This window comes from Enterobacter sp. CGMCC 5087 (genome assembly GCF_003144775.1).
In the GTDB taxonomy this organism is placed as follows: Bacteria; Pseudomonadota; Gammaproteobacteria; order Enterobacterales; family Enterobacteriaceae; genus Enterobacter; species Enterobacter cloacae_M.
In genome coordinates, this window is the sequence record NZ_QFXN01000196.1 from 38,774 (window position 1) to 57,625 (window position 18,852).

The 18,852-nt window shown below is 56.9% G+C and carries 15 protein-coding genes; 10 read left to right on the forward strand and 5 right to left on the reverse strand.

Annotated features, from left to right (window positions below; all coding sequences use genetic code 11):
* Positions 1-62 precede the first annotated feature (62 nt).
* Positions 63-2,006 carry a bifunctional 2',3'-cyclic-nucleotide 2'-phosphodiesterase/3'-nucleotidase gene (locus tag DEO48_RS16090; protein ID WP_047749117.1) on the reverse strand — a complete coding sequence of 648 codons (1,944 nt, stop codon included), beginning with the start codon at positions 2,004-2,006 and terminating at the stop codon, positions 63-65.
* A gap of 190 nt (positions 2,007-2,196) precedes the next feature.
* Here DEO48_RS16090 and cysQ point away from each other — a divergent pair, with 190 nt between their 5' ends.
* On the forward strand, positions 2,197-2,937 hold the full coding sequence (gene cysQ, locus DEO48_RS16095; protein WP_023310160.1) for a 3'(2'),5'-bisphosphate nucleotidase CysQ: 741 nt from the start codon (positions 2,197-2,199) through the stop codon (positions 2,935-2,937).
* Here cysQ and DEO48_RS16100 read toward each other — a convergent pair.
* Positions 2,931-3,488 (reverse strand): YtfJ family protein, encoded by a 558-nt coding sequence (locus DEO48_RS16100; protein WP_109845717.1) that lies wholly within the window; start codon positions 3,486-3,488, stop codon positions 2,931-2,933. The two genes, cysQ and DEO48_RS16100, sit on opposite strands and share 7 nt — an antisense overlap.
* 324 nt (positions 3,489-3,812) lie before the next feature.
* On the opposite strand from DEO48_RS16100, the gene DEO48_RS16105 reads away from it, so the two are divergent.
* Complete coding sequence (locus tag DEO48_RS16105; RefSeq protein WP_008501430.1) at positions 3,813-4,019, forward strand: DUF1107 domain-containing protein; 207 nt, start codon at positions 3,813-3,815, stop codon at positions 4,017-4,019.
* A 71-nt stretch (positions 4,020-4,090) separates the two neighbouring features.
* On the opposite strand, the gene DEO48_RS16110 is transcribed toward DEO48_RS16105, so the two are convergent.
* Together DEO48_RS16110 and msrA are read right to left on the reverse strand one after the other, a co-directional pair.
* On the reverse strand, positions 4,091-5,428 hold the full coding sequence (locus tag DEO48_RS16110) for a hemolysin family protein (protein ID WP_023310162.1): 1,338 nt from the start codon (positions 5,426-5,428) through the stop codon (positions 4,091-4,093).
* Between the two features lie 253 nt (positions 5,429-5,681).
* Entirely contained in the window at positions 5,682-6,323 is a 642-nt protein-coding gene (msrA, locus tag DEO48_RS16115; protein WP_023310171.1) for a peptide-methionine (S)-S-oxide reductase MsrA, read from the reverse strand.
* 223 nt (positions 6,324-6,546) lie between these two features.
* Here msrA and tamA point away from each other — a divergent pair, with 223 nt between their 5' ends.
* Genes tamA through DEO48_RS16130 form a run of 3 tightly spaced genes read left to right on the forward strand, consistent with a single transcriptional unit; the run spans position 6,547 to position 12,400 of the window.
* Entirely contained in the window at positions 6,547-8,280 is a 1,734-nt protein-coding gene (gene tamA, locus DEO48_RS16120) for an autotransporter assembly complex protein TamA (protein WP_109845718.1), read from the forward strand.
* Positions 8,277-12,053 carry an autotransporter assembly complex protein TamB gene (gene tamB / locus DEO48_RS16125; protein ID WP_109845719.1) on the forward strand — a complete coding sequence of 1,259 codons (3,777 nt, stop codon included), beginning with the start codon at positions 8,277-8,279 and terminating at the stop codon, positions 12,051-12,053. Before tamA ends, tamB begins: the two co-directional genes overlap by 4 nt.
* Positions 12,054-12,055: 2 nt before the next feature.
* Positions 12,056-12,400: a gamma-glutamylcyclotransferase gene (locus DEO48_RS16130; protein WP_014830431.1), complete on the forward strand. Its 345-nt coding sequence runs from the start codon at positions 12,056-12,058 to the stop codon at positions 12,398-12,400.
* Between the two features lie 154 nt (positions 12,401-12,554).
* On the opposite strand, the gene ppa is transcribed toward DEO48_RS16130, so the two are convergent.
* Positions 12,555-13,085, reverse strand: coding sequence for an inorganic diphosphatase (gene ppa / locus DEO48_RS16135; protein WP_010427397.1), 531 nt, complete (start codon positions 13,083-13,085; stop codon positions 12,555-12,557).
* 309 nt (positions 13,086-13,394) lie between these two features.
* On the opposite strand from ppa, the gene ytfQ reads away from it, so the two are divergent.
* The 5 genes from ytfQ to DEO48_RS16165 all read left to right on the forward strand — a co-directional run.
* Positions 13,395-14,351, forward strand: coding sequence for a galactofuranose ABC transporter substrate-binding protein YtfQ (gene ytfQ / locus DEO48_RS16145; RefSeq protein ID WP_045402315.1), 957 nt, complete (start codon positions 13,395-13,397; stop codon positions 14,349-14,351).
* Between the two features lie 130 nt (positions 14,352-14,481).
* Positions 14,482-15,984: a galactofuranose ABC transporter, ATP-binding protein YtfR gene (gene ytfR / locus DEO48_RS16150; RefSeq protein ID WP_109845720.1), complete on the forward strand. Its 1,503-nt coding sequence runs from the start codon at positions 14,482-14,484 to the stop codon at positions 15,982-15,984.
* Between the two features lie 10 nt (positions 15,985-15,994).
* Positions 15,995-17,020, forward strand: coding sequence for a galactofuranose ABC transporter, ATP-binding protein YtfT (gene ytfT, locus DEO48_RS16155; protein WP_029741734.1), 1,026 nt, complete (start codon positions 15,995-15,997; stop codon positions 17,018-17,020).
* Positions 17,007-18,008 carry a galactofuranose ABC transporter, permease protein YjfF gene (gene yjfF / locus DEO48_RS16160; protein WP_023310175.1) on the forward strand — a complete coding sequence of 334 codons (1,002 nt, stop codon included), beginning with the start codon at positions 17,007-17,009 and terminating at the stop codon, positions 18,006-18,008. The genes ytfT and yjfF overlap by 14 nt, the downstream gene beginning before the upstream one ends.
* A 93-nt stretch (positions 18,009-18,101) precedes the next feature.
* The coding region (locus tag DEO48_RS16165) for a Tar ligand binding domain-containing protein (protein WP_181367025.1) at positions 18,102-18,852 on the forward strand (751 nt) is incomplete at its 3' end.

The following is an 18,852-nucleotide window of genomic DNA, read 5'->3' on the forward strand; positions in this document are numbered from 1 at the left end:
CCCTCTCCCACAGGGAGAGGGAACAAACACGGAAAACGGCAACGCATGTTGCCGTTTTGTTTTTACTTACTCAAATCCACCTGATAAATCGCGAACCCGATATCATCCGTTGCGACCTTCTTCATCGGATACTGGGCTTTATCCTTGATAAACGCGGCTGCCTTATCGGACGGCGACGTTTCAAAACGGATATCCAGTTTCGTATCGCTGTGGATCGGCGCGAGACGCCAGTTGTTGTCCACTGCCGGATGAATTTCGCCCGCCTTCTTCGACTCCGCGCTGATCCACGCCGCCAGCACCGAGCGGTTCTCGTCCGGCGAGGCAAAGGCGATGTGGCTATCTCCCGTACCGGCAAACTTACCGCCGTAGGCGCGGTAGTTGTTGGTCACCACCAGGAAGGTGGCATTCGGGTCGATCGCCTTGCCGTTGAAGGTCAGGTTTTTGATGCGCTCCGCCTGCGGGTTGATCGCCTGACACTCGCCGTCATATTTCGCCGGTTGGGTGACGTCAATCTGGTAGTTCACGCCGTCGATCACGTCGAAGTTATAGGTACGGAAACCGTCCCAGTTAATCAGCGACTGCGGCTTACTGCTGTGCGGGTCAATCTGGTTAAACTGTCCGGCAGAGCACTCCAGCCACTCTTTCACTTCCTGGCCCGTCGCTTTTACCACCACCAGCGTGTTCGGGTAGAGGTAGAGATCGGCGGCGTTACGGAAGGTCAGCTGGCCCTTTTCGACTTCAACATAGCTTGCCGGGTCGTTCTTACGTCCGCCCACCTTGAATGGCGCAGCGGCTGACAGAACCGGCAGTTTTGCCAGATCCGGATCGCCCTGCACAAAGTGTTCGGCATAGGCTTTCTGCGCCATGTTGACGACCTGAACGGTCGGGTCATCCTGCACCAGCGCCAGGAAGCTGTACATGTTGTCGGCGGATTTGCCGATCGGCTTGCTGACGAATTCGCGCGTGGCGTCGTGATCGTGCTTCAGCACGTCGACCAGTTTTTTATCTTCCGCCGCCAGAGATTTTTTAGCCGCAGCGTCGTAAATCGGGCGCGCTTCGGCTTTTGACTGCGTCACCTTCCAGCTGCCGCCGTCGTTATTCAGCACCAGATCCACCACGCCAAGATGGTCGCCCCACATGCCCGGCATCACCGACGGCACGCCGTTGAGCGTCCCTTTCTCAATGTCCGCCCCTTTGATGCTGGCGAAATCTTTGCCCGGGAAGACCGCGTGGGCGTGGCCGAACAGGATCGCGTCGACGCCCGGAACTTCACTCAGATAGTAAACGGAGTTTTCTGCCATGGCCTGATACGGATCGGCGGAGAGACCCGAGTGTGCGACAACGACTACCAGATCGGCGCCTTTTTCGCGCATTTCCGGCACGTATTTTCGCGCGGTTTCGGTGATGTCGTTAACGGTCACTTTGCCGTCGAGGTTGGCTTTATCCCACGTCATGATCTGCGGCGGCACAAAGCCGATATAGCCGATTTTCAGCGTCTGTTTTTTACCGTCCTGGTCGACGACGTTGGTCTCTTTAATCAGGTAAGGGGTAAAGAGCGGCTTTTGGGTCTTAACGTCGATGATATTGGCGTTAACGTACGGGAATTTCGCACCGGCGAGCGCATCGTGCAGGTATGTCAGACCGTAGTTGAATTCGTGGTTACCGAGGTTGCCGACGGTATAGTCCAGGGTGTTCATCGCTTTATAAACAGGATGGATCTCGCCTTTTTTCAGCCCCCTGGTCGCCATGTAATCCCCGAGCGGACTGCCCTGAATGAGATCGCCATTGTCGACCAGCACGCTGTTTTTCACTTCGCCACGCGCCGCATCGATCAGGCTTGCCGTGCGTACCAGGCCGAATTTTTCCGTCGGGGTATCTTTGTAGTAGTCGAAGTCCATCATGTTGCTGTGCAGATCGGTCGTTTCCAGAATACGCAGATCTACCGTCGCCGCCTGCGCGCTCGCTGCAATCAGCGTCGCCAGAAGCGTTGCACTAAACTTAATCATCAGAGGAGTCCTTTTTTCGATGCAGAGCACAAAAGAGTATGTATCTATAGCTTGTTGCTTACAGAAATGTGAATCCTGACAGAAAAAAGTAACCTGAAACCGGAATTGCTTCACAGATAGCGGAATTGTTCACATTACGATATAACTAAAACAAAGAGTTAACCTCACTGCGTTAACAAAGAGGTGGAAAATGCTAGATAAAATTTGTCAGCTCGCACGGGATGCGGGAGATGCCATCATGCAGGTCTATGACGGCAGTAAACCTATGGAGGTTGTCAGCAAGGCCGACGACTCTCCGGTCACGGCGGCGGATATCGCGGCGCATAAGGTGATCCTGAAAGGGTTACAGGCCTTAACGCCGGACATCCCCGTTCTGTCAGAAGAAGCGCCACAAAGCTGGGACGAGCGCCAGCACTGGCAGCGCTACTGGCTGGTCGATCCGCTGGACGGGACAAAAGAGTTCATCAAGCGCAACGGTGAATTCACCGTCAATATCGCCCTGATTGAGAAGGGCAAAGCGGTGCTGGGTGTGGTCTACGCGCCGGTAATGAAGGTGATGTACAGCGCTGCAGAAGGGAAGGCGTGGAAGGAAGAGTGCGGCGTGCGCAAGCAGATCCAGGTGCGCGATGCGCGTCCACCGCTGGTGGTAATTAGCCGCTCGCACAGCGACAGCGAACTGCAGGAGTACCTGCAGCAGCTGGGTGAACACCAGACCACCTCGATTGGCTCATCGCTGAAATTCTGCCTGGTGGCGGAAGGCCACGCGCAGCTCTACCCTCGCTTTGGGCCAACCAACGTCTGGGATACCGCGGCAGGTCATGCCGTTGCCGCTGCCGCCGGGGCGCATGTTCATGACTGGCAGGGCAAGCCGCTGGACTATACCCCGCGCGAATCCTTCCTCAACCCCGGCTTCCGCGTCTCTATTTACTGAGCCAGCAGCTTATGCAGCAGGTCGACAACCTGCTGCACCTCTTCCTGGGTTAACGCGCCGTCTTTCGCCCACTGTACGCGGCCCTCTTTATCCAGCACGATAATCGCGGAGCTTTCTTCCTCCAGCTGCCAGGCCTTACGGGTTACGCCGTTGCTGTCGACGATAAACTGCGACCACGGGTAGAGCTTTTTATTGCTCTCAAGGCTGGAGCGCACAAACATCCCGGAGCCCGGAATGGCGTCATCGGTGTTAACAATGGTGGTCGTCTGGTAGCGGTCGTGAGGGAATTTTGCGGCCTTGATCGCTTCCACCAGGGTAGCATTTTTCTCTTTTGCGGATGTACGACCGGCAATATGTTGTACAACTCTCACTTTGCCCGCGAGCTGCGCGCTATTCCAGGGTTTGTAGCTAAACTTATCATTGTCGAGAATCAATTCTCCCCGGTCAGCAATGCCGACTGGCGGTACACGTTGTCCTTTTTCAATGTTGTGAGCACAAGCCCACAGGGGCAGCAGCAGGCAGGCTGCTGCAAGGATATTACGTAGGGTCATGGCGTTTCCTTATTGTTTGCAGGTGATCCGACCACTTGGTCTTGCGCTTTTAATCATAAGTGCGATCAATGTGGTTTTCCCGCAATCCCGATGCCAGTTTGCGGGCGAACGCACATATCCATGAAAAAACGACGGCTTATACTGCGCCTGGTCACGCTTTGCAAAGATTATTCTGAATAATTGTAATCAAACGGTAAATAAACTTATGCACACTGGGTAACACCGTAGTTCTGGTCTATAGTCATTGGGCATTAAAATTTGCGCTCAGGACAGTCGGGCCGATTGTGGCACCGCAAGAGCGTATGATTCGCAGGAGATACAAGAATGAAAATTTTCCAACGCTACAACCCGCTTCAGGTGGCGAAGTACGTGAAGATCCTGTTCCGTGGACGGTTGTATATCAAGGATGTTGGCGCTTTTGAGTTTGATAAGGGCAAGATCCTTGTCCCAAAAGTGAAGGACAAACAGCACCTGTCTGTGATGTCCGAAGTCAACCGTCAGGTTATGCGTCTGCAAACTGAGATGGCTTAACCAACGTGCTATGCAGTAGTTAACAAAAACGGCTCCCGATGGGAGCCGTTGATGTTTGTGGGGCCAGAATCTTACGCCGACACCTTCTCTTCCGCGTCCGGCAGCTTTGGCACCAGTACGGTCGGTTTGTTGTCGATGCGCGTCACCAGCAGCTGGTCGATGCGGTAGTTATCAATATCCACCACCTCAAACTTGTAGCCGGAGAACTTCACCGAGTCGGTACGTTTCGGGATCTTACGCAGCATAAACATCATAAAGCCGCCGATGGTCTCGTAGTTACCGGACTGCGGGAACTCGTCGATATCCAGCACGCGCATCACGTCTTCAATCGGCGTGCCGCCATCAATCAGCCATGAATTATCGTCACGCTGAACAATCTGCTCTTCCAGCCCCTGGCCAACCAGGTCGCCCATCAGCGTGGTCATCACGTCGTTCAGGGTGATAATACCCACCACCAGCGCGTATTCGTTCATGATAACCGCGAAGTCTTCCCCGGCGGTTTTGAAACTTTCCAGCGCTTCTGAGAGCGTCAGGGTGTCCGGCACAATCAGGGTGTTGCGGATCTGCACGCCGCTGTTGAGCGCCAGACTCTGGTTTGCCAGCACGCGGTTGAGCAGGTCTTTGGAGTCGACGTAACCGATGATGTGGTCAATATCTTCATTGCAGACCAGGAACTTAGAGTGCGGATGCTGCGCCACTTTGTTCTTCAGGCTCTGCTCATCTTCATGTAAATCGAACCAGATAATGCTTTCACGGCCCGTCATGGAAGACGGCACGGTACGGGATTCCAGTTCGAATACGTTCTCAATCAGCTCGTGCTCTTGCTTGCGCAGCACCCCGGCCAGCGCGCCGGCTTCTACTACCGCATAGATGTCGTCAGAGGTGATGTCGTCTTTACGCACCATAGGCAGCTTAAAGATGCGGAAAATCACGTTCGCCAGGCCGTTGAAGAACCATACCAGCGGACGAAACACGTACAGACAGAAGCGCATCGGGTTGATGATACGCAAAGCCACAGCTTCTGGCGCAATCATACCGATGCGTTTCGGGGTCAGGTCTGCAAAGAGGATGAACAGGCCGGTTACCAGCGAGAAGGAGAGGATAAAGCTGAGCTGTTCGGCCAGTTCAACGGACATGTACTTAACAAACAGACTATAAAACGCCGGGGAAAACGCCGCATCACCCACGATACCGCCGAGAATGGCGACCGCGTTGAGGCCAATCTGCACCACGGTGAAGAACATCCCGGGGTTTTCCTGCATTTTCAGGATGCGGGTGGCATTGATGTTGCCTTCATCGGCAAGCAGCTTCAGTTTGATTTTACGGGACGCGGCCAGCGAGATCTCAGATATCGAGAAAAACGCGCTGACGGCAATCAGACAAAGTATTACTAAAATACTGTTTAACATAGTTTATCCGGCTTATCGCCAGATCCTCAGAAGGGGAGTTGATACCATTTGTGTGAAAACACATTGAAAATCAGCTCGTAGCGTTGAGCCGATTATTTCAGCGGGTAGTATAGCGTAAAGAGATGTAAATCTGCCAGAGGTCACAATTTGGCGAAGATGGCCGGCGGGGGCGGCTGGTGGATGGATGTTAAGCTATGAGACAACGCAGTCGCTTTCTTGAGCGCCACGCGGCTCGCGTGGCGCTGGGTAGGTATCAGGCCAGCTGTGGCGGCAGGCAGACGCCGATGCCCCCGATACCGCAGTAGCCGTACGGGTTTTTATGCAGATACTGCTGGTGATCGTCCTCGGCATAGTAGAACGGTTTCGCGGTGGTGATTTCGGTCGTCACCTCGCGCGTATCGCCCGCTTCACGCATGGCCTGCTGGAAACGCTCAAGGCTGGCGCGCGCGGCGGCATCCTGTTCGGGCGTGAGCGGATAAATAGCCGAACGGTACTGTGTGCCGTGGTCGTTGCCCTGACGCATGCCCTGCGCCGGGTCGTGGTTCTCCCAGAAGACCTGCAGCAGCTGTTCGTAGCTGATTACCGCAGGGTCATAGACCACGCGCACCGCTTCCGCATGCCCGGTTTCGCCGGAGCAGACTTCGCGATAGGTAGGGTTCGGCGTGTAACCGCCCGTGTAGCCAGCCGCCGTGCTGTAAACGCCGGGCAACTGCCAGAAGAGGCGCTCAACGCCCCAGAAGCAGCCCATGGCGAACAGTGCGATTTCCATTCCCTCCGGCACGTTGGTCATGGAATGGTTATTGACGGCGTGTAAGGTCGCCACAGGCATAGGGGTGTTGCGTCCCGGTAATGCATCAGCTTGTGAAACCAGATGCTTTTTGTCGAATAAACTCACGATGGGGCCTCCCGGGGTGCGATGTTTCAGTTAAGGTTGTCACGAAGCGTTTAATTGAACACAATAAATGCGCTGAATCAGTCTAGATTTAATCATAAGAAATATTTGGGTGTTACACCCATTTTCAACCCGCGATTCGGGTTTTTGGCTACAGGCCGTATTTTGCCGCGGAGCGGCACTTCATTTGCTTCCAGGGTGGAAACAGGGATATTCAGGAGAAAACGTGACAAAAATCCGCCAGTTATGTTTAGTCAGTGTGTTGCTGACAAGCGGGATTGCCAGCGCGGCGAATGTCCGTTTGCAGGTTGAGGGGTTATCCGGGGCGCTACAAAAAAACGTGCGTGCGCAGTTGTCGACCATCCAGAGTGATGAGGTGACGCCAGACCGGCGTTTTCGCGCGCGCGTGGATGACGCCATCCGTGAAGGGCTGAAAGCGCTGGGGTATTACGAACCCACCATTGATTTCGATCTCCGCCCGCCGCCAAAGAAGGGGCGCCAGGTCCTTATTGCCCGCGTTTCGCCGGGTGAGCCGGTACTGATTGGCGGCACGAACGTCATCCTGCGCGGCGGGGCGCGTACCGACCGGGATTACCTTGACCTGCTCGGCACGCGGCCGAAAATCGGTACCGTGCTTAACCACGGTGACTACGACCATTTCAAAAAAGAGCTGACGAACGTTTCCCTGCGTAAGGGCTACTTCGACAGCCAGTTCAATAAAAGCCAGCTGGGGATTGCGCTGGATCGGCGTCAGGCCTTCTGGGATATCGACTACGACAGCGGAGAACGCTACCGCTTTGGCGATGTGACGTTTGAAGGGTCGCAAATTCGTGAAGAGTACCTGCAAAACCTCGTGCCGTTCAAAAAAGGGGATTACTACCAGTCGAGGGACCTGGCGGAACTGAACCGTCGTCTTTCCGCTACCGGCTGGTTTAACTCCGTGGTTGTCGCACCGGAATTTGATAAGTCTCGCAAAACGAAGGTGTTGCCGCTGCATGGCGTTGTCTCGCCGCGCACCGAGAACACCATTGAGACCGGTATTGGCTACTCGACGGATGTTGGACCACGCGTGAGAACCTCGTGGAAAAAACCGTGGATGAACTCGTACGGTCACAGCCTGACCACCAGCCTGAGCCTCTCTGCGCCCGAGCAGCAGCTGGATTTCAGCTACAAAATGCCGCTGCTGAAAAATCCGCTTGAGCAATATTACCTTCTGCAGGGCGGTTTTAAGCGCACCGACTTGAACGATACCAAGCAGGACTCTACGACCCTTGCGGTCTCCCGCTTCTGGGATCTCTCCAGCGGCTGGCAGCGCGCCATTAACCTGCGCTGGAGCCTGGACCACTTTACCCAGGCCAACGTCACAAATACCACCATGCTGCTTTATCCAGGCGTGATGATCAGCCGTACCCGCTCGCGCGGGGGACTGATGCCGACCTGGGGCGACTCACAGCGCTACTCCATTGATTATTCCAACTCCGCCTGGGGCTCCGACGTGGATTTCTCGGTGATTCAGGCGCAAAACGTCTGGATCCGCACGCTGTACGACAAACACCGCTTTGTCATGCGCGGCAATCTCGGCTGGATTGAAACGGGAGACTTCGAGCGCGTTCCGCCGGATCTGCGCTTCTTCGCCGGGGGCGACCGCAGCATTCGTGGGTATAAGTACAAATCGATCTCACCTGAGAACGAAAAGGGCCAGCTGACTGGTGCTTCAAAACTGGCGACCGGATCGCTGGAGTATCAGTACAACGTCAGCGGAAAGTGGTGGGGCGCCATGTTTGTTGACGGTGGTGAGGCGGTGAACGATATCCGCCGCAGCGACTTCAAAACCGGCGCGGGCGTGGGCGTACGCTGGCAGTCACCCGTCGGGCCCATCAAGCTCGACTTCGCCGTGCCTGTCGGCGACAAAGATGAACACGGATTACAGTTTTACATCGGTCTGGGGCCTGAATTATGAGTTTATGGAAGAAAATAAGCCTCGGGGTGCTGATTTTTATCATGCTGCTGCTCGGTACGGTGGCGTTTCTGGTGGGAACGACGACCGGGCTGCATCTGCTGTTTAACGCTGCGAACCGATGGGTGCCGGGTCTGGAGATTGGCCAGGTAACGGGCGGCTGGCGCGATCTGCGTCTGAAGAACATCCGCTACGAGCAGCCGGGCGTGGCGGTTAACGCCGGGGAGTTCCACCTGGCGGTCAAGCTGGGCTGCCTGCGCGACAGCAAGCTCTGCGTCAACGATCTGTCGCTAAAAGACGTCAACGTGGCGATAGATTCGAAAAAAATGCCGAAGTCTGCGTCGGTCGAGGAAGAGGACAGCGGTCCGCTGAATCTCTCCACGCCGTACCCGATCGCGCTCTATCGGGTCGCGCTCGATAACGTCAATATCAAAATCGACGACACTACCGTGTCCGTGATGGATTTCACCTCCGGCCTGCGCTGGCAGGAGAAAAACCTCACCCTGACGCCGACGTCCCTGCAGGGCTTGCTGATCGCGCTGCCGAAAGTGGCCGACGTGGCGCAGGAAGAGATCGTCGAGCCGAAGATCCAGAATCCGCAGCCGGAAGAAAAACCGCTGGGCGAAACGCTGAAAGACCTCTTCTCGAAGCCTGTGCTGCCGGAAATGACCGACGTTCATCTGCCGCTGAATCTCAACATCGAGGAGTTCAAAGGCGAGCAGCTGCGCCTGACCGGCGATACCGATCTGACGGTCTATAACATGCTGCTGAAAGTCAGCAGCATTGACGGCAACATGAAGCTCGACGCGCTGGATATCGACACCAATCAGGGCTCGGTGAATGCGTCAGGGAATGCCCTGCTGCGCGACAACTGGCCGGTGGACATTACGCTTAACAGTGCCCTCAACATCGATCCGCTGAAAGGCGAAAAGGTGAAGGTCAAAGTGGGCGGGGCGCTGCGCGATAAGCTGGACGTCGGGGTGAATCTCTCCGGCCCGGTGGACATGGTCCTGCGCGCACAAACGCAGCTGGCGGAAGCCGGGCTGCCGCTCAATCTTGAGGTTGTCAGCAAGCAGCTTTACTGGCCCTTCACCGGCGAAAAGCAGTTCCAGGCCGATGACCTGAAGCTGAAGCTGAGCGGCAAGATGACCGACTACACGCTCTCGTTCCGCACCGCCGTGAAGGGGCAGGGTGTGCCGCCCGCGAACATCACGCTGGATGCGAAGGGCAACGAACAGCAGGTCTACCTCGACAAGCTGACCGTCGCGGCGCTGGAAGGTAAAACCGAGCTGACCGCGCTGCTTGACTGGCAGCAGGCGATCAGCTGGCGCGGCGAGCTGAAGCTGACGGGCATTAACACCGCCAAAGAGGTGCCGGACTGGCCGTCGAAACTGGATGGCCTGATTAAAACCCGCGGCAGCCTGTACGGCGGTACGTGGCAGATGGACGTGCCGGAAATCAAGCTCACCGGGAACGTGAAGCAGAACAAGGTTAACGTTGAAGGCTCGGTGAAAGGCAACAGCTATCTGCAGTGGGTAATCCCGGGGCTGCACGTGGCGCTGGGCCGCAACACGGCGGATATCAAAGGCGAGCTGGGGGTGAAAGATCTCAATCTGGATGCCACCATCGATGCGCCGAATCTCGACAATGCCCTGCCGGGGCTGGGCGGCACGGCGAAAGGTCTCGTGAAAGTGCGCGGTACGGTGGAGGCGCCGCAGCTGCTGGCGGACATTACCGCCAATAACCTGCGCTGGCAGGAGCTGAGCGTTGCCCGCGTCCGCGTGGAAGGGGATGTGAAATCTACCGATCAGATCGGCGGTAGCCTGAACCTGCGCGTGGAGCGCATTTCTCAGCCGGACGTGAACATTAACCTGGTCACCCTGGACGCCAAAGGGAACGAGAAGCAGCACGACCTCCAGCTGCGCGTGCAGGGCGAGCCGGTCTCCGGCCAGCTTCACCTCACCGGCAGCTTTGACCGCAAGGAAGAACGCTGGAAAGGGACGCTGGATAACACGCGTTTCAATACGCCGGTCGGGCCGCTGGCGCTCTCGCGATCCATTGCCCTCGACTACCGCAATGCCGAGCAGAAGATCAGCATTGGGCCACACTGCTGGACCAACCCGAATGCGGAGCTGTGCGTGCCGCAGACCATCGATGCGGGTGCGGAAGGGCGCGCGCAGATCAACCTCAATCGCTTCGATCTGGCGATGCTGAAGCCGTTTATGCCGGACACGACTCAGGCCAGCGGCGTCTTCAGCGGGAAAGCCGACGTCGCCTGGGACACCACCAAAGAGGGGCTGCCGCAGGGCAGCGTCATGCTGTCCGGGCGTAACGTGAAGGTGACGCAGGAGGTCAACGACGCGCCGCTGCCGGTGGCGTTCGACACCCTGAACCTGAGTGCCGATCTGCATAACAATCGCGCACAGCTCGGGTGGACAATCCGCCTCACCAACAACGGCCAGCTGGACGGGCAGGTCCAGATTACCGATCCGCAGGGACGGCGTAATCTGGGCGGCAACGTCAACATCCGTAACTTCAACCTGGCGATGGTGAACCCGATTTTCGCGCGCGGGGAAAAAGCGGAGGGCATGCTCAACGCTAACCTGCGGCTGGCCGGTAACGTGCAAAGCCCGCAGCTGTTCGGTCAGATGCGGCTCAGCGGCGTGGATATCGACGGCAACTTCATGCCGTTTGACATGCAGCCCAGCCAGATCGCGATGAACTTCAACGGCATGAGCTCGACGCTGAGCGGCTCGGTATTGACGCAGCAAGGGCAAATCAACCTGAGCGGCGACGCGGACTGGAGCCAGCTCGACAACTGGCGCGCCCGTATTGCCGCGAAGGGCAGCAAGGTGCGCATCACCGTACCGCCGATGGTGCGCCTCGACGTTTCGCCTGATGTGGTCTTTGAAGCCACGCCAAGCCTCTTCACGCTTGACGGACGCGTCGACGTGCCGTGGGCGCGCATCGTGGTTCACGACGTGCCGGAAAGTGCGGTCGGCGTCTCAAGTGATGAAGTTATGCTCAATGAAAATCTGAAACCTGTCGAACAGAAGAGCGCTGGCATACCGATTAATAGTAACCTTATCGTGCACGTGGGGAATAACGTGCGGTTGGATGCGTTTGGGCTGAAGGCGAGGCTTACGGGCGACCTGAAGGTGGCGCAGGATAAACAAGGGCTTGGCCTGAACGGGCAAATCAATATTCCTGAAGGGCGTTTCCACGCTTATGGTCAGGATTTGATTGTGCGCAAAGGCGAGCTGCTGTTCTCCGGTCCACCGGATCAGCCTCTGCTGAACATCGAAGCGATTCGTAACCCGGAAGCGACGGAAAACGACGTCATTGCTGGGGTACGCGTCACCGGTTCCGCCGACGAGCCGAAGGCGGAGATCTTCTCTGACCCGGCGATGTCCCAGCAGGAAGCCCTCTCTTACCTGCTGCGTGGACAAGGTCTCGACAGCGGTCAGAGCGACAGTGCGGCGATGACCTCGATGTTAGTGGGGCTGGGGGTTGCACAAAGTGGGCAGGTTGTGGGTAAAATCGGCGAGACGTTCGGCGTAAGCAATCTGGCGCTGGACACCCAGGGCGTGGGCGACTCCTCGCAGGTGGTGGTCAGCGGCTATGTACTGCCGGGTCTGCAGGTAAAATATGGTGTGGGGATCTTTGACTCACTGGCAACTCTCACGTTACGCTATCGCCTGATGCCCAAGCTATATCTGGAAGCAGTGTCCGGCGTAGACCAGGCACTTGATCTGCTCTATCAGTTTGAGTTTTAGCAATGCGAATATTTGTCTACGGCAGTTTACGAACCAAGCAAGGCAACAGTCACTGGATGACCAATGCCCTGCTGCTGGGAAATTACAATATCGAGAACTACCAGTTGTACAGCCTGGGCCACTATCCAGGCGCGGTTCCGGGCGAAGGAACAGTACAGGGTGAAGTCTATCGTATTGATAACGCGACGCTTGCCGAACTTGATGCCTTGCGCACCAGGGGCGGTGAATACGCACGCCAGTTGATCCAGACGCCGTACGGAAGCGCGTGGATGTATGTCTACCAGCGTCCGGTCGAAGGGTTAACGCGGATTGTAAGCGGTAACTGGTTAGACAGAGACCAGTACTGAAAAAAACAACGCCACCGTGAGGTGGCGTTGTTTTTTTACGCCTTTTGCCGGGTGGCGCTGCGCTTACCCGGCCTACATGTTCACTGTAGGCCCAGCGGCGCGCCGCCACAAAAAAGCCCCGACATGCGGGGCTTTCATCAATCAGCAGTAAGAATTACTTCTTAGCAGCGCGTTCGAAAGAGGCGATGATTTCTGCTTTCGCCGCTTCTGCGTTGTCCCAGCCGTCAACTTTAACCCACTTGCCTTTTTCGAGGTCTTTGTAGTGCTCGAAGAAGTGAGTGATCTGCGCTTTCAGCAGCTCTGGCAGGTCGTTCACATCTTTGATGTGATCGTATTCTTTGCTCAGCTTGGTGTGCGGTACCGCAACCAGCTTCGCATCTTCACCGGATTCGTCGGTCATTTTCAGCACGCCAACTGGACGGCAGCGAATGACGGAGCCTGGCTCCAGTGGGTATGGCGTTGGGACCAGCACGTCAACCGGGTCACCGTCCAGAGACAGGGTGTGGTTGATGTAACCGTAGTTGCACGGATAGAACATCGCGGTAGACATGAAACGGTCTACGAACAGGGCGCCGCTCTCTTTGTCCACTTCGTATTTGATAGGATCTGCGTTAGCCGGGATTTCGATAACTACGTAGATGTCTTCTGGCAGTTCTTTACCCGCTGGGACGTTGAGTAAGCTCATGTCGGTGTCCTTTAAAATGGATGGTAAACAAGTGGCAGGTATTATAGCCAACTCGCGCTGAATGTCTCCGCCTGTTTTCGCTTTCTCTCCCCGCTTTCTCCACTTTTCAGACCCTTTCCATGACAGAAAAATCCATAAACTCAGCCGCATTTTTCATGGTGAAATGAAAGCGATTACAAACTTGTGATTAACGTTTTATTCACTTTTCTGAAGTGTGATGTAACGCAATTCGTTACATATTTCATGGGCTATAGTCATTTCGCAGAACATCTTTTAACCAACAATAAACCCCCCTACGAGGACGCTCATATGTGGAAGCGCTTACTTCTTGTCACAGCAGTTTCGGCAGCCATGTCGTCTATGGCGATGGCCGCTCCCTTAACCGTAGGTTTTTCGCAGGTCGGCTCTGAATCTGGCTGGCGAGCGGCTGAAACCAACGTTGCCAAAAGCGAGGCTCAGAAACGCGGCATTACCCTGAAAATCGCCGATGGTCAGCAGAAACAAGAGAATCAGATCAAAGCCGTGCGCTCCTTTATCGCCCAGGGCGTGGATGCCATCTTTATTGCACCCGTCGTGGCGACCGGCTGGGAACCCGTCCTGAAGGAAGCGAAAGACGCTGAGATCCCTGTCTTCCTGCTTGACCGTTCCATCGACGTCAAAGACAAATCCCTCTATATGACCACCGTGACCGCTAACAACGTGCTGGAAGGGCAATTGATTGGCGACTGGCTGGTGAAACAGGTCGACGGCAAGCCGTGTAACGTCGTTGAGCTGCAGGGCACCGTCGGCGCGAGCGTGGCCATCGACCGTAAAAAAGGCTTTGCTGAGGCCATCGCTAAAGCGCCAAACATCAAGATTATCCGCTCTCAGTCCGGCGACTTTACGCGCAGTAAAGGTAAAGAGGTCATGGAGAGCTTCATCAAGGCTGAAAACAACGGCAAGAACATCTGCATGGTTTACGCCCACAACGATGACATGGCGATCGGTGCGATTCAGGCGATTAAAGAAGCGGGCCTGAAGCCGGGCAAAGATATCCTCACCGGCTCTATCGACGGCGTGCCGGACATCTACAAAGCAATGATCGACGGCGAAGCCAACGCCAGCGTGGAGCTGACGCCAAACATGGCGGGCCCGGCATTCGACGCGCTGGAGAAATTCAAGAAAGACGGCACGATGCCTGAGAAGGTGACGGTCACCAAGTCCACGCTCTACCTGCCTGATACGGCGAAAGAAGAGTTAGAGAAGAAGAAAAATATGGGCTACTGATGCCTTCACCCCTCACCCCAGCCCTCTCCCGGAGGGGAGAGGGAAAAGGGCGGTTTGGGCAGAAATTTATAGACTGGCACGAATAGTCCCCTCTCCCCTCCGGGGAGAGGGTCAGGGTGAGGGGGAAACCATGACCACTGAACAACACCAGGAAATCCTCCGCACAGAGGGCTTAAGCAAATTCTTCCCCGGCGTAAAGGCGCTGGATAACGTTGATTTCAGCCTTCGGCGCGGTGAGATCATGGCGCTGCTGGGCGAGAACGGCGCGGGAAAATCGACGCTGATTAAATCCCTCACCGGCGTTTATCACGCAGATCGCGGCACCATCTGGCTGGAAGGCAACGCCATTTCGCCGAAAAATACCGCCCATGCCCAGCAGCTGGGGATCGGGACGGTGTACCAGGAAGTGAACCTGCTGCCGAATATGTCGGTGGCGGATAATCTGTTTATTGGCCGTGAGCCGCGACGTTTTGGCCTGCTGCGCCGCAAAGAGATGGAGGCGCGGGCGACAAAGCTGATGGAATCGTACGGCTTCTCCCTCGACGTCCGCGAGCCGCTGAACCGCTTTTCCGTGGCGATGCAGCAGATCGTCGCCATCTGTCGCGCGATCGATCTCTCCGCGAAGGTACTCATCCTCGACGAACCCACCGCCAGCCTCGATACCCAGGAAGTGGAGATGCTCTTTACCCTGATGCGCCAGCTGCGCGATCAGGGCGTCAGCCTGATCTTCGTTACCCACTTCCTCGATCAGGTATATGAGGTAAGCGATCGCATCACGGTGCTGCGCAACGGCAGCTTTGTCGGCTGCCGCGAAACCTGCGAGCTGCCGCAGATCGAACTGGTGAAAATGATGCTGGGCCGCGAGCTGGAAACCAACGCCCTTCAGCGCGCCGGGCGCACGCTGCTCAGCGAGAAACCGGTCGCCGCGTTCAGCGATTACGGCAAGAAAGGCGTGATATCGCCGTTTAATCTGGAAGTCCGCCCGGGGGAAATTGTCGGGCTGGCGGGCCTGCTGGGCTCCGGCCGGACCGAAACTGCCGAGGTGATCTTCGGGATCAAGCCGGCCGACAGCGGCACCGCGCTGATCAAGGGTAAACCGCAAACCCTGCGATCGCCGCATCAGGCCTCCTGTCTCGGCGTCGGCTTCTGCCCGGAAGACCGGAAAACGGACGGCATTATTGCCGCAGCCTCGGTGCGGGAAAATATCATCCTGGCGCTGCAGGCCCAGCGCGGCTGGCTGCGCCCGATCCCCCGTAAAGAGCAAAACGCCATCGCCGAGCGCTTTATCCGCCAGCTCGGCATCCGCACGCCGAGCGCGGAACAGCCTATTGAGTTCCTCTCCGGCGGTAACCAGCAGAAGGTTCTCCTCTCCCGCTGGCTGCTGACCAAACCCCAGTTCCTGATCCTCGACGAACCGACCCGCGGCATTGACGTGGGGGCGCACGCCGAAATTATCCGGCTTATTGAAACCCTGTGCGCGGACGGTCTGGCGCTGCTGGTTATTTCGTCCGAGCTGGAAGAGCTGGTGGGCTATGCCGATCGCGTCATCATCATGCGCGATCGCAAACAGGTGGCAGAGATCCCGCTGGATAAGCTGTCCGTTCCGGCGATCATGAATGCCATCGCGGCATAAGGAGTAAATCGTGATGCCCCGTTCGCTTTCGCAAACCGGTGAGTCAAAGCGCCGATTCAGCTGGCCAACCGGCACGCCGCAAATCGCAGCGCTGCTGGTTGTTCTGCTGGTTGATAGCCTGGTCGCGCCGCATTTCTTCCAGATTATCGTGCAGGATGGTCGCCTGTTTGGCAGCCCGATAGACATTCTAAACCGTGCCGCGCCGGTGGCGCTGCTGGCCATCGGGATGACGCTGGTCATCGCCACCGGCGGGATTGATCTCTCCGTCGGCGCGGTGATGGCCATCGCCGGGGCCACGGCAGCTTCCATGACCGTGTCCGGACACAGCCTGCCGGTGGTACTGCTGGCGGCCTTAGGCACCGGCGTGCTGGCCGGATTATGGAACGGCATTCTGGTGGCGGTGCTGAAAATTCAGCCCTTTGTCGCCACCCTTATCTTAATGGTGGCCGGGCGCGGCGTGGCGCAGCTGATTACCTCCGGACAGATTGTCACCTTTAACTCGCCGAGCCTGGCGTGGATCGGGAGCGGCAACCTGCTGTTCTTCCCGACGCCGGTGATCGTTGCCCTGGTCACGCTCATTGTCTTCTGGCTTTTCACCCGCAAAACGGCGCTGGGCATGTTCATTGAAGCCGTCGGGATCAACATCCGCGCCGCGCGCAACGCCGGGGTCAACACCCGCCTGATGGTGATGCTGACCTACGTGCTGAGCGGCGTCTGCGCCGCCATCGCCGGGGTCATCGTCGCGGCGGATATTCGCGGGGCCGATGCAAACAACGCGGGGCTCTGGCTGGAGCTGGACGCGATCCTCGCGGTGGTGATCGGCGGCGGGTCTCTGATGGGCGGGCGCTTTAACCTGCTGCTCTCGGTGATTGGCGCGCTGATCATTCAGGGAATGAACACCGGGATCCTGCTTTCGGGGTTTCAGCCGGAACTCAACCAGGTGGTGAAAGCGGTGGTCGTGCTTTGCGTGCTGATCGTCCAGTCGCCGCGCTTTGTCAGCATCATTAAGGGGATCCGTGGCCATGATAAAACGTAATTTACCGTTGATGATCACGCTGGGCGTGTTTGTGCTGGGGTATCTCTACTGCCTCACCCAATTCCCCGGTTTTGCGTCGACGCGCGTGATTTGCAATATCCTGACCGATAACGCCTTTTTAGGCATTATCGCCGTCGGCATGACCTTTGTGATCCTCTCCGGCGGGATCGATCTCTCCGTCGGGTCGGTGATCGCGTTTACGGGCGTGTTCCTCGCGAAGGCGATCGGCTTCTGGGGGATCTCTCCGCTGGTGGCGTTTCCGCTGGTGCTGGCGATGGGCTGTGCGTTTGGCGCCTTTATGGGGCTGCTGATCGACGCGTTAAAAATCCCGGCGTTTATCATTACCCTCGCGGGAATGTTCTTCCTGCGCGGGGTGAGCTATCTGGTGTCGGAAGAATCGATTCCGATTAACCATCCGGTGTACGACACGCTCTCCAGCCTGGCGTGGAAAATTCCCGGCGGCGGCCGCCTGAGCGCGATGGGGCTGCTGATGCTGGGCGTGGTGGTGATTGGCATCTTCCTCGCCCATCGTACCCGGTTTGGCAATCAGGTTTACGCCATCGGCGGTAGCGCCACGTCGGCAAACCTGATGGGGATCTCCACCCGCAGCACCACCATCCGCATCTATATGCTCTCGACCGGCCTGGCGACGCTGGCGGGTATCGTCTTCTCGGTGTATACCCAGGCGGGCTATGCCCTTGCAGGCGTGGGCGTGGAGCTGGATGCGATTGCTTCTGTGGTCATCGGCGGCACGCTGCTGAGCGGCGGGGTGGGGACCGTGCTGGGAACGCTGTTCGGCGTGGCTATCCAGGGGCTGATACAAACCTATATCAACTTTGACGGCACGCTCAGCTCCTGGTGGACGAAAATCGCCATCGGCATATTGCTGTTTATTTTTATTGCCCTGCAGCGCGGTCTTACGGTGCTCTGGGAGAACCGCCAAAGCTCACCTGTTACCCGCGTAAACACATCGGTAACAGAGCGATAACACGCTGAATTTGCTTAAAGTCTAAACATTTTCCGGTAGCGGCCGATACTCTTTTTTTATGCCCAGAAATATCTCGCTACCGGAAATAATATCATGCTTAAAACGCTATCGATTCGTACCGGCTTGCTCTCTTTACTGGCCGTTATGACCCTTCTGCTGCTGATTGTCAGCGGCATTGGCATTTATGCCCTCACACAGAGTTCTTCTTCACTGCAGCGTATTAATCACCTTCAGGGTGAGCAGATGGTGCAGCTCAATTCAGGCTATACGCTGATCCTGCGCGCGCGCAATGAGGCGGGCCAGGCCGTCCGCATGATGGAAATCGGCATGCTGGACGATGCGGCCAAAGCGGTAAAAAACATCAATCAGGAAGTTGCCCTGGCCCAGAAAACGCTGAAAGGCGTGATCGACGGCGGCGTGGCTGACGAGCAGGGGCAACAGCTGCTCGATAAAGTGGCGGCCAGCCTGGCGACCTATAGCCAGCAGGGGATCAACCCGATGCTGAAAACCCTGAATGACCAGAGCGCGGACGGGTACTACGATCTTCTGGAGAAGACGCTGATTCCGGTGGCGAAGCAGTTTGATAACGATATGCAGGCGTTTCAGAAATGGAGCGAAGCGCGTGGTCAGGCGGAAGTGAGTGCCGTGCAGGCGAGTAAAACCCGCGTACTGATCCTGATTATCGTCGCAGCGCTGCTGACGGCGGGAATCATCGTGCTCGCGTGGCTGGTGCTGCGCCATATGCTGCTCAAGCCGCTTTCGGCATCGATCGCTCAGCTGGAGAACGTGGCGGCGGGGGATTTAACCCATACGCTGAATGCCCCCGCGAGCCAGGAGTTTAACC

What these genes read in the sequence shown, in the direction of transcription:
- DEO48_RS16090 (WP_047749117.1), bottom strand. Translation starts at nt 2,006, where the DNA reads ATGATTAAGTTTAGTGCAACGCTTCTGGCGACGCTGATTGCAGCGAGC.
- cysQ (WP_023310160.1), top strand. Translation starts at nt 2,197, where the DNA reads ATGCTAGATAAAATTTGTCAGCTCGCACGGGATGCGGGAGATGCCATC.
- DEO48_RS16100 (WP_109845717.1), bottom strand. Translation starts at nt 3,488, where the DNA reads ATGACCCTACGTAATATCCTTGCAGCAGCCTGCCTGCTGCTGCCCCTG.
- DEO48_RS16105 (WP_008501430.1), top strand. Translation starts at nt 3,813, where the DNA reads ATGAAAATTTTCCAACGCTACAACCCGCTTCAGGTGGCGAAGTACGTG.
- DEO48_RS16110 (WP_023310162.1), bottom strand. Translation starts at nt 5,428, where the DNA reads ATGTTAAACAGTATTTTAGTAATACTTTGTCTGATTGCCGTCAGCGCG.
- tamB (WP_109845719.1), top strand. Translation starts at nt 8,277, where the DNA reads ATGAGTTTATGGAAGAAAATAAGCCTCGGGGTGCTGATTTTTATCATG.
- DEO48_RS16130 (WP_014830431.1), top strand. Translation starts at nt 12,056, where the DNA reads ATGCGAATATTTGTCTACGGCAGTTTACGAACCAAGCAAGGCAACAGT.
- ppa (WP_010427397.1), bottom strand. Translation starts at nt 13,085, where the DNA reads ATGAGCTTACTCAACGTCCCAGCGGGTAAAGAACTGCCAGAAGACATC.
- ytfQ (WP_045402315.1), top strand. Translation starts at nt 13,395, where the DNA reads ATGTGGAAGCGCTTACTTCTTGTCACAGCAGTTTCGGCAGCCATGTCG.
- ytfR (WP_109845720.1), top strand. Translation starts at nt 14,482, where the DNA reads ATGACCACTGAACAACACCAGGAAATCCTCCGCACAGAGGGCTTAAGC.
- yjfF (WP_023310175.1), top strand. Translation starts at nt 17,007, where the DNA reads ATGATAAAACGTAATTTACCGTTGATGATCACGCTGGGCGTGTTTGTG.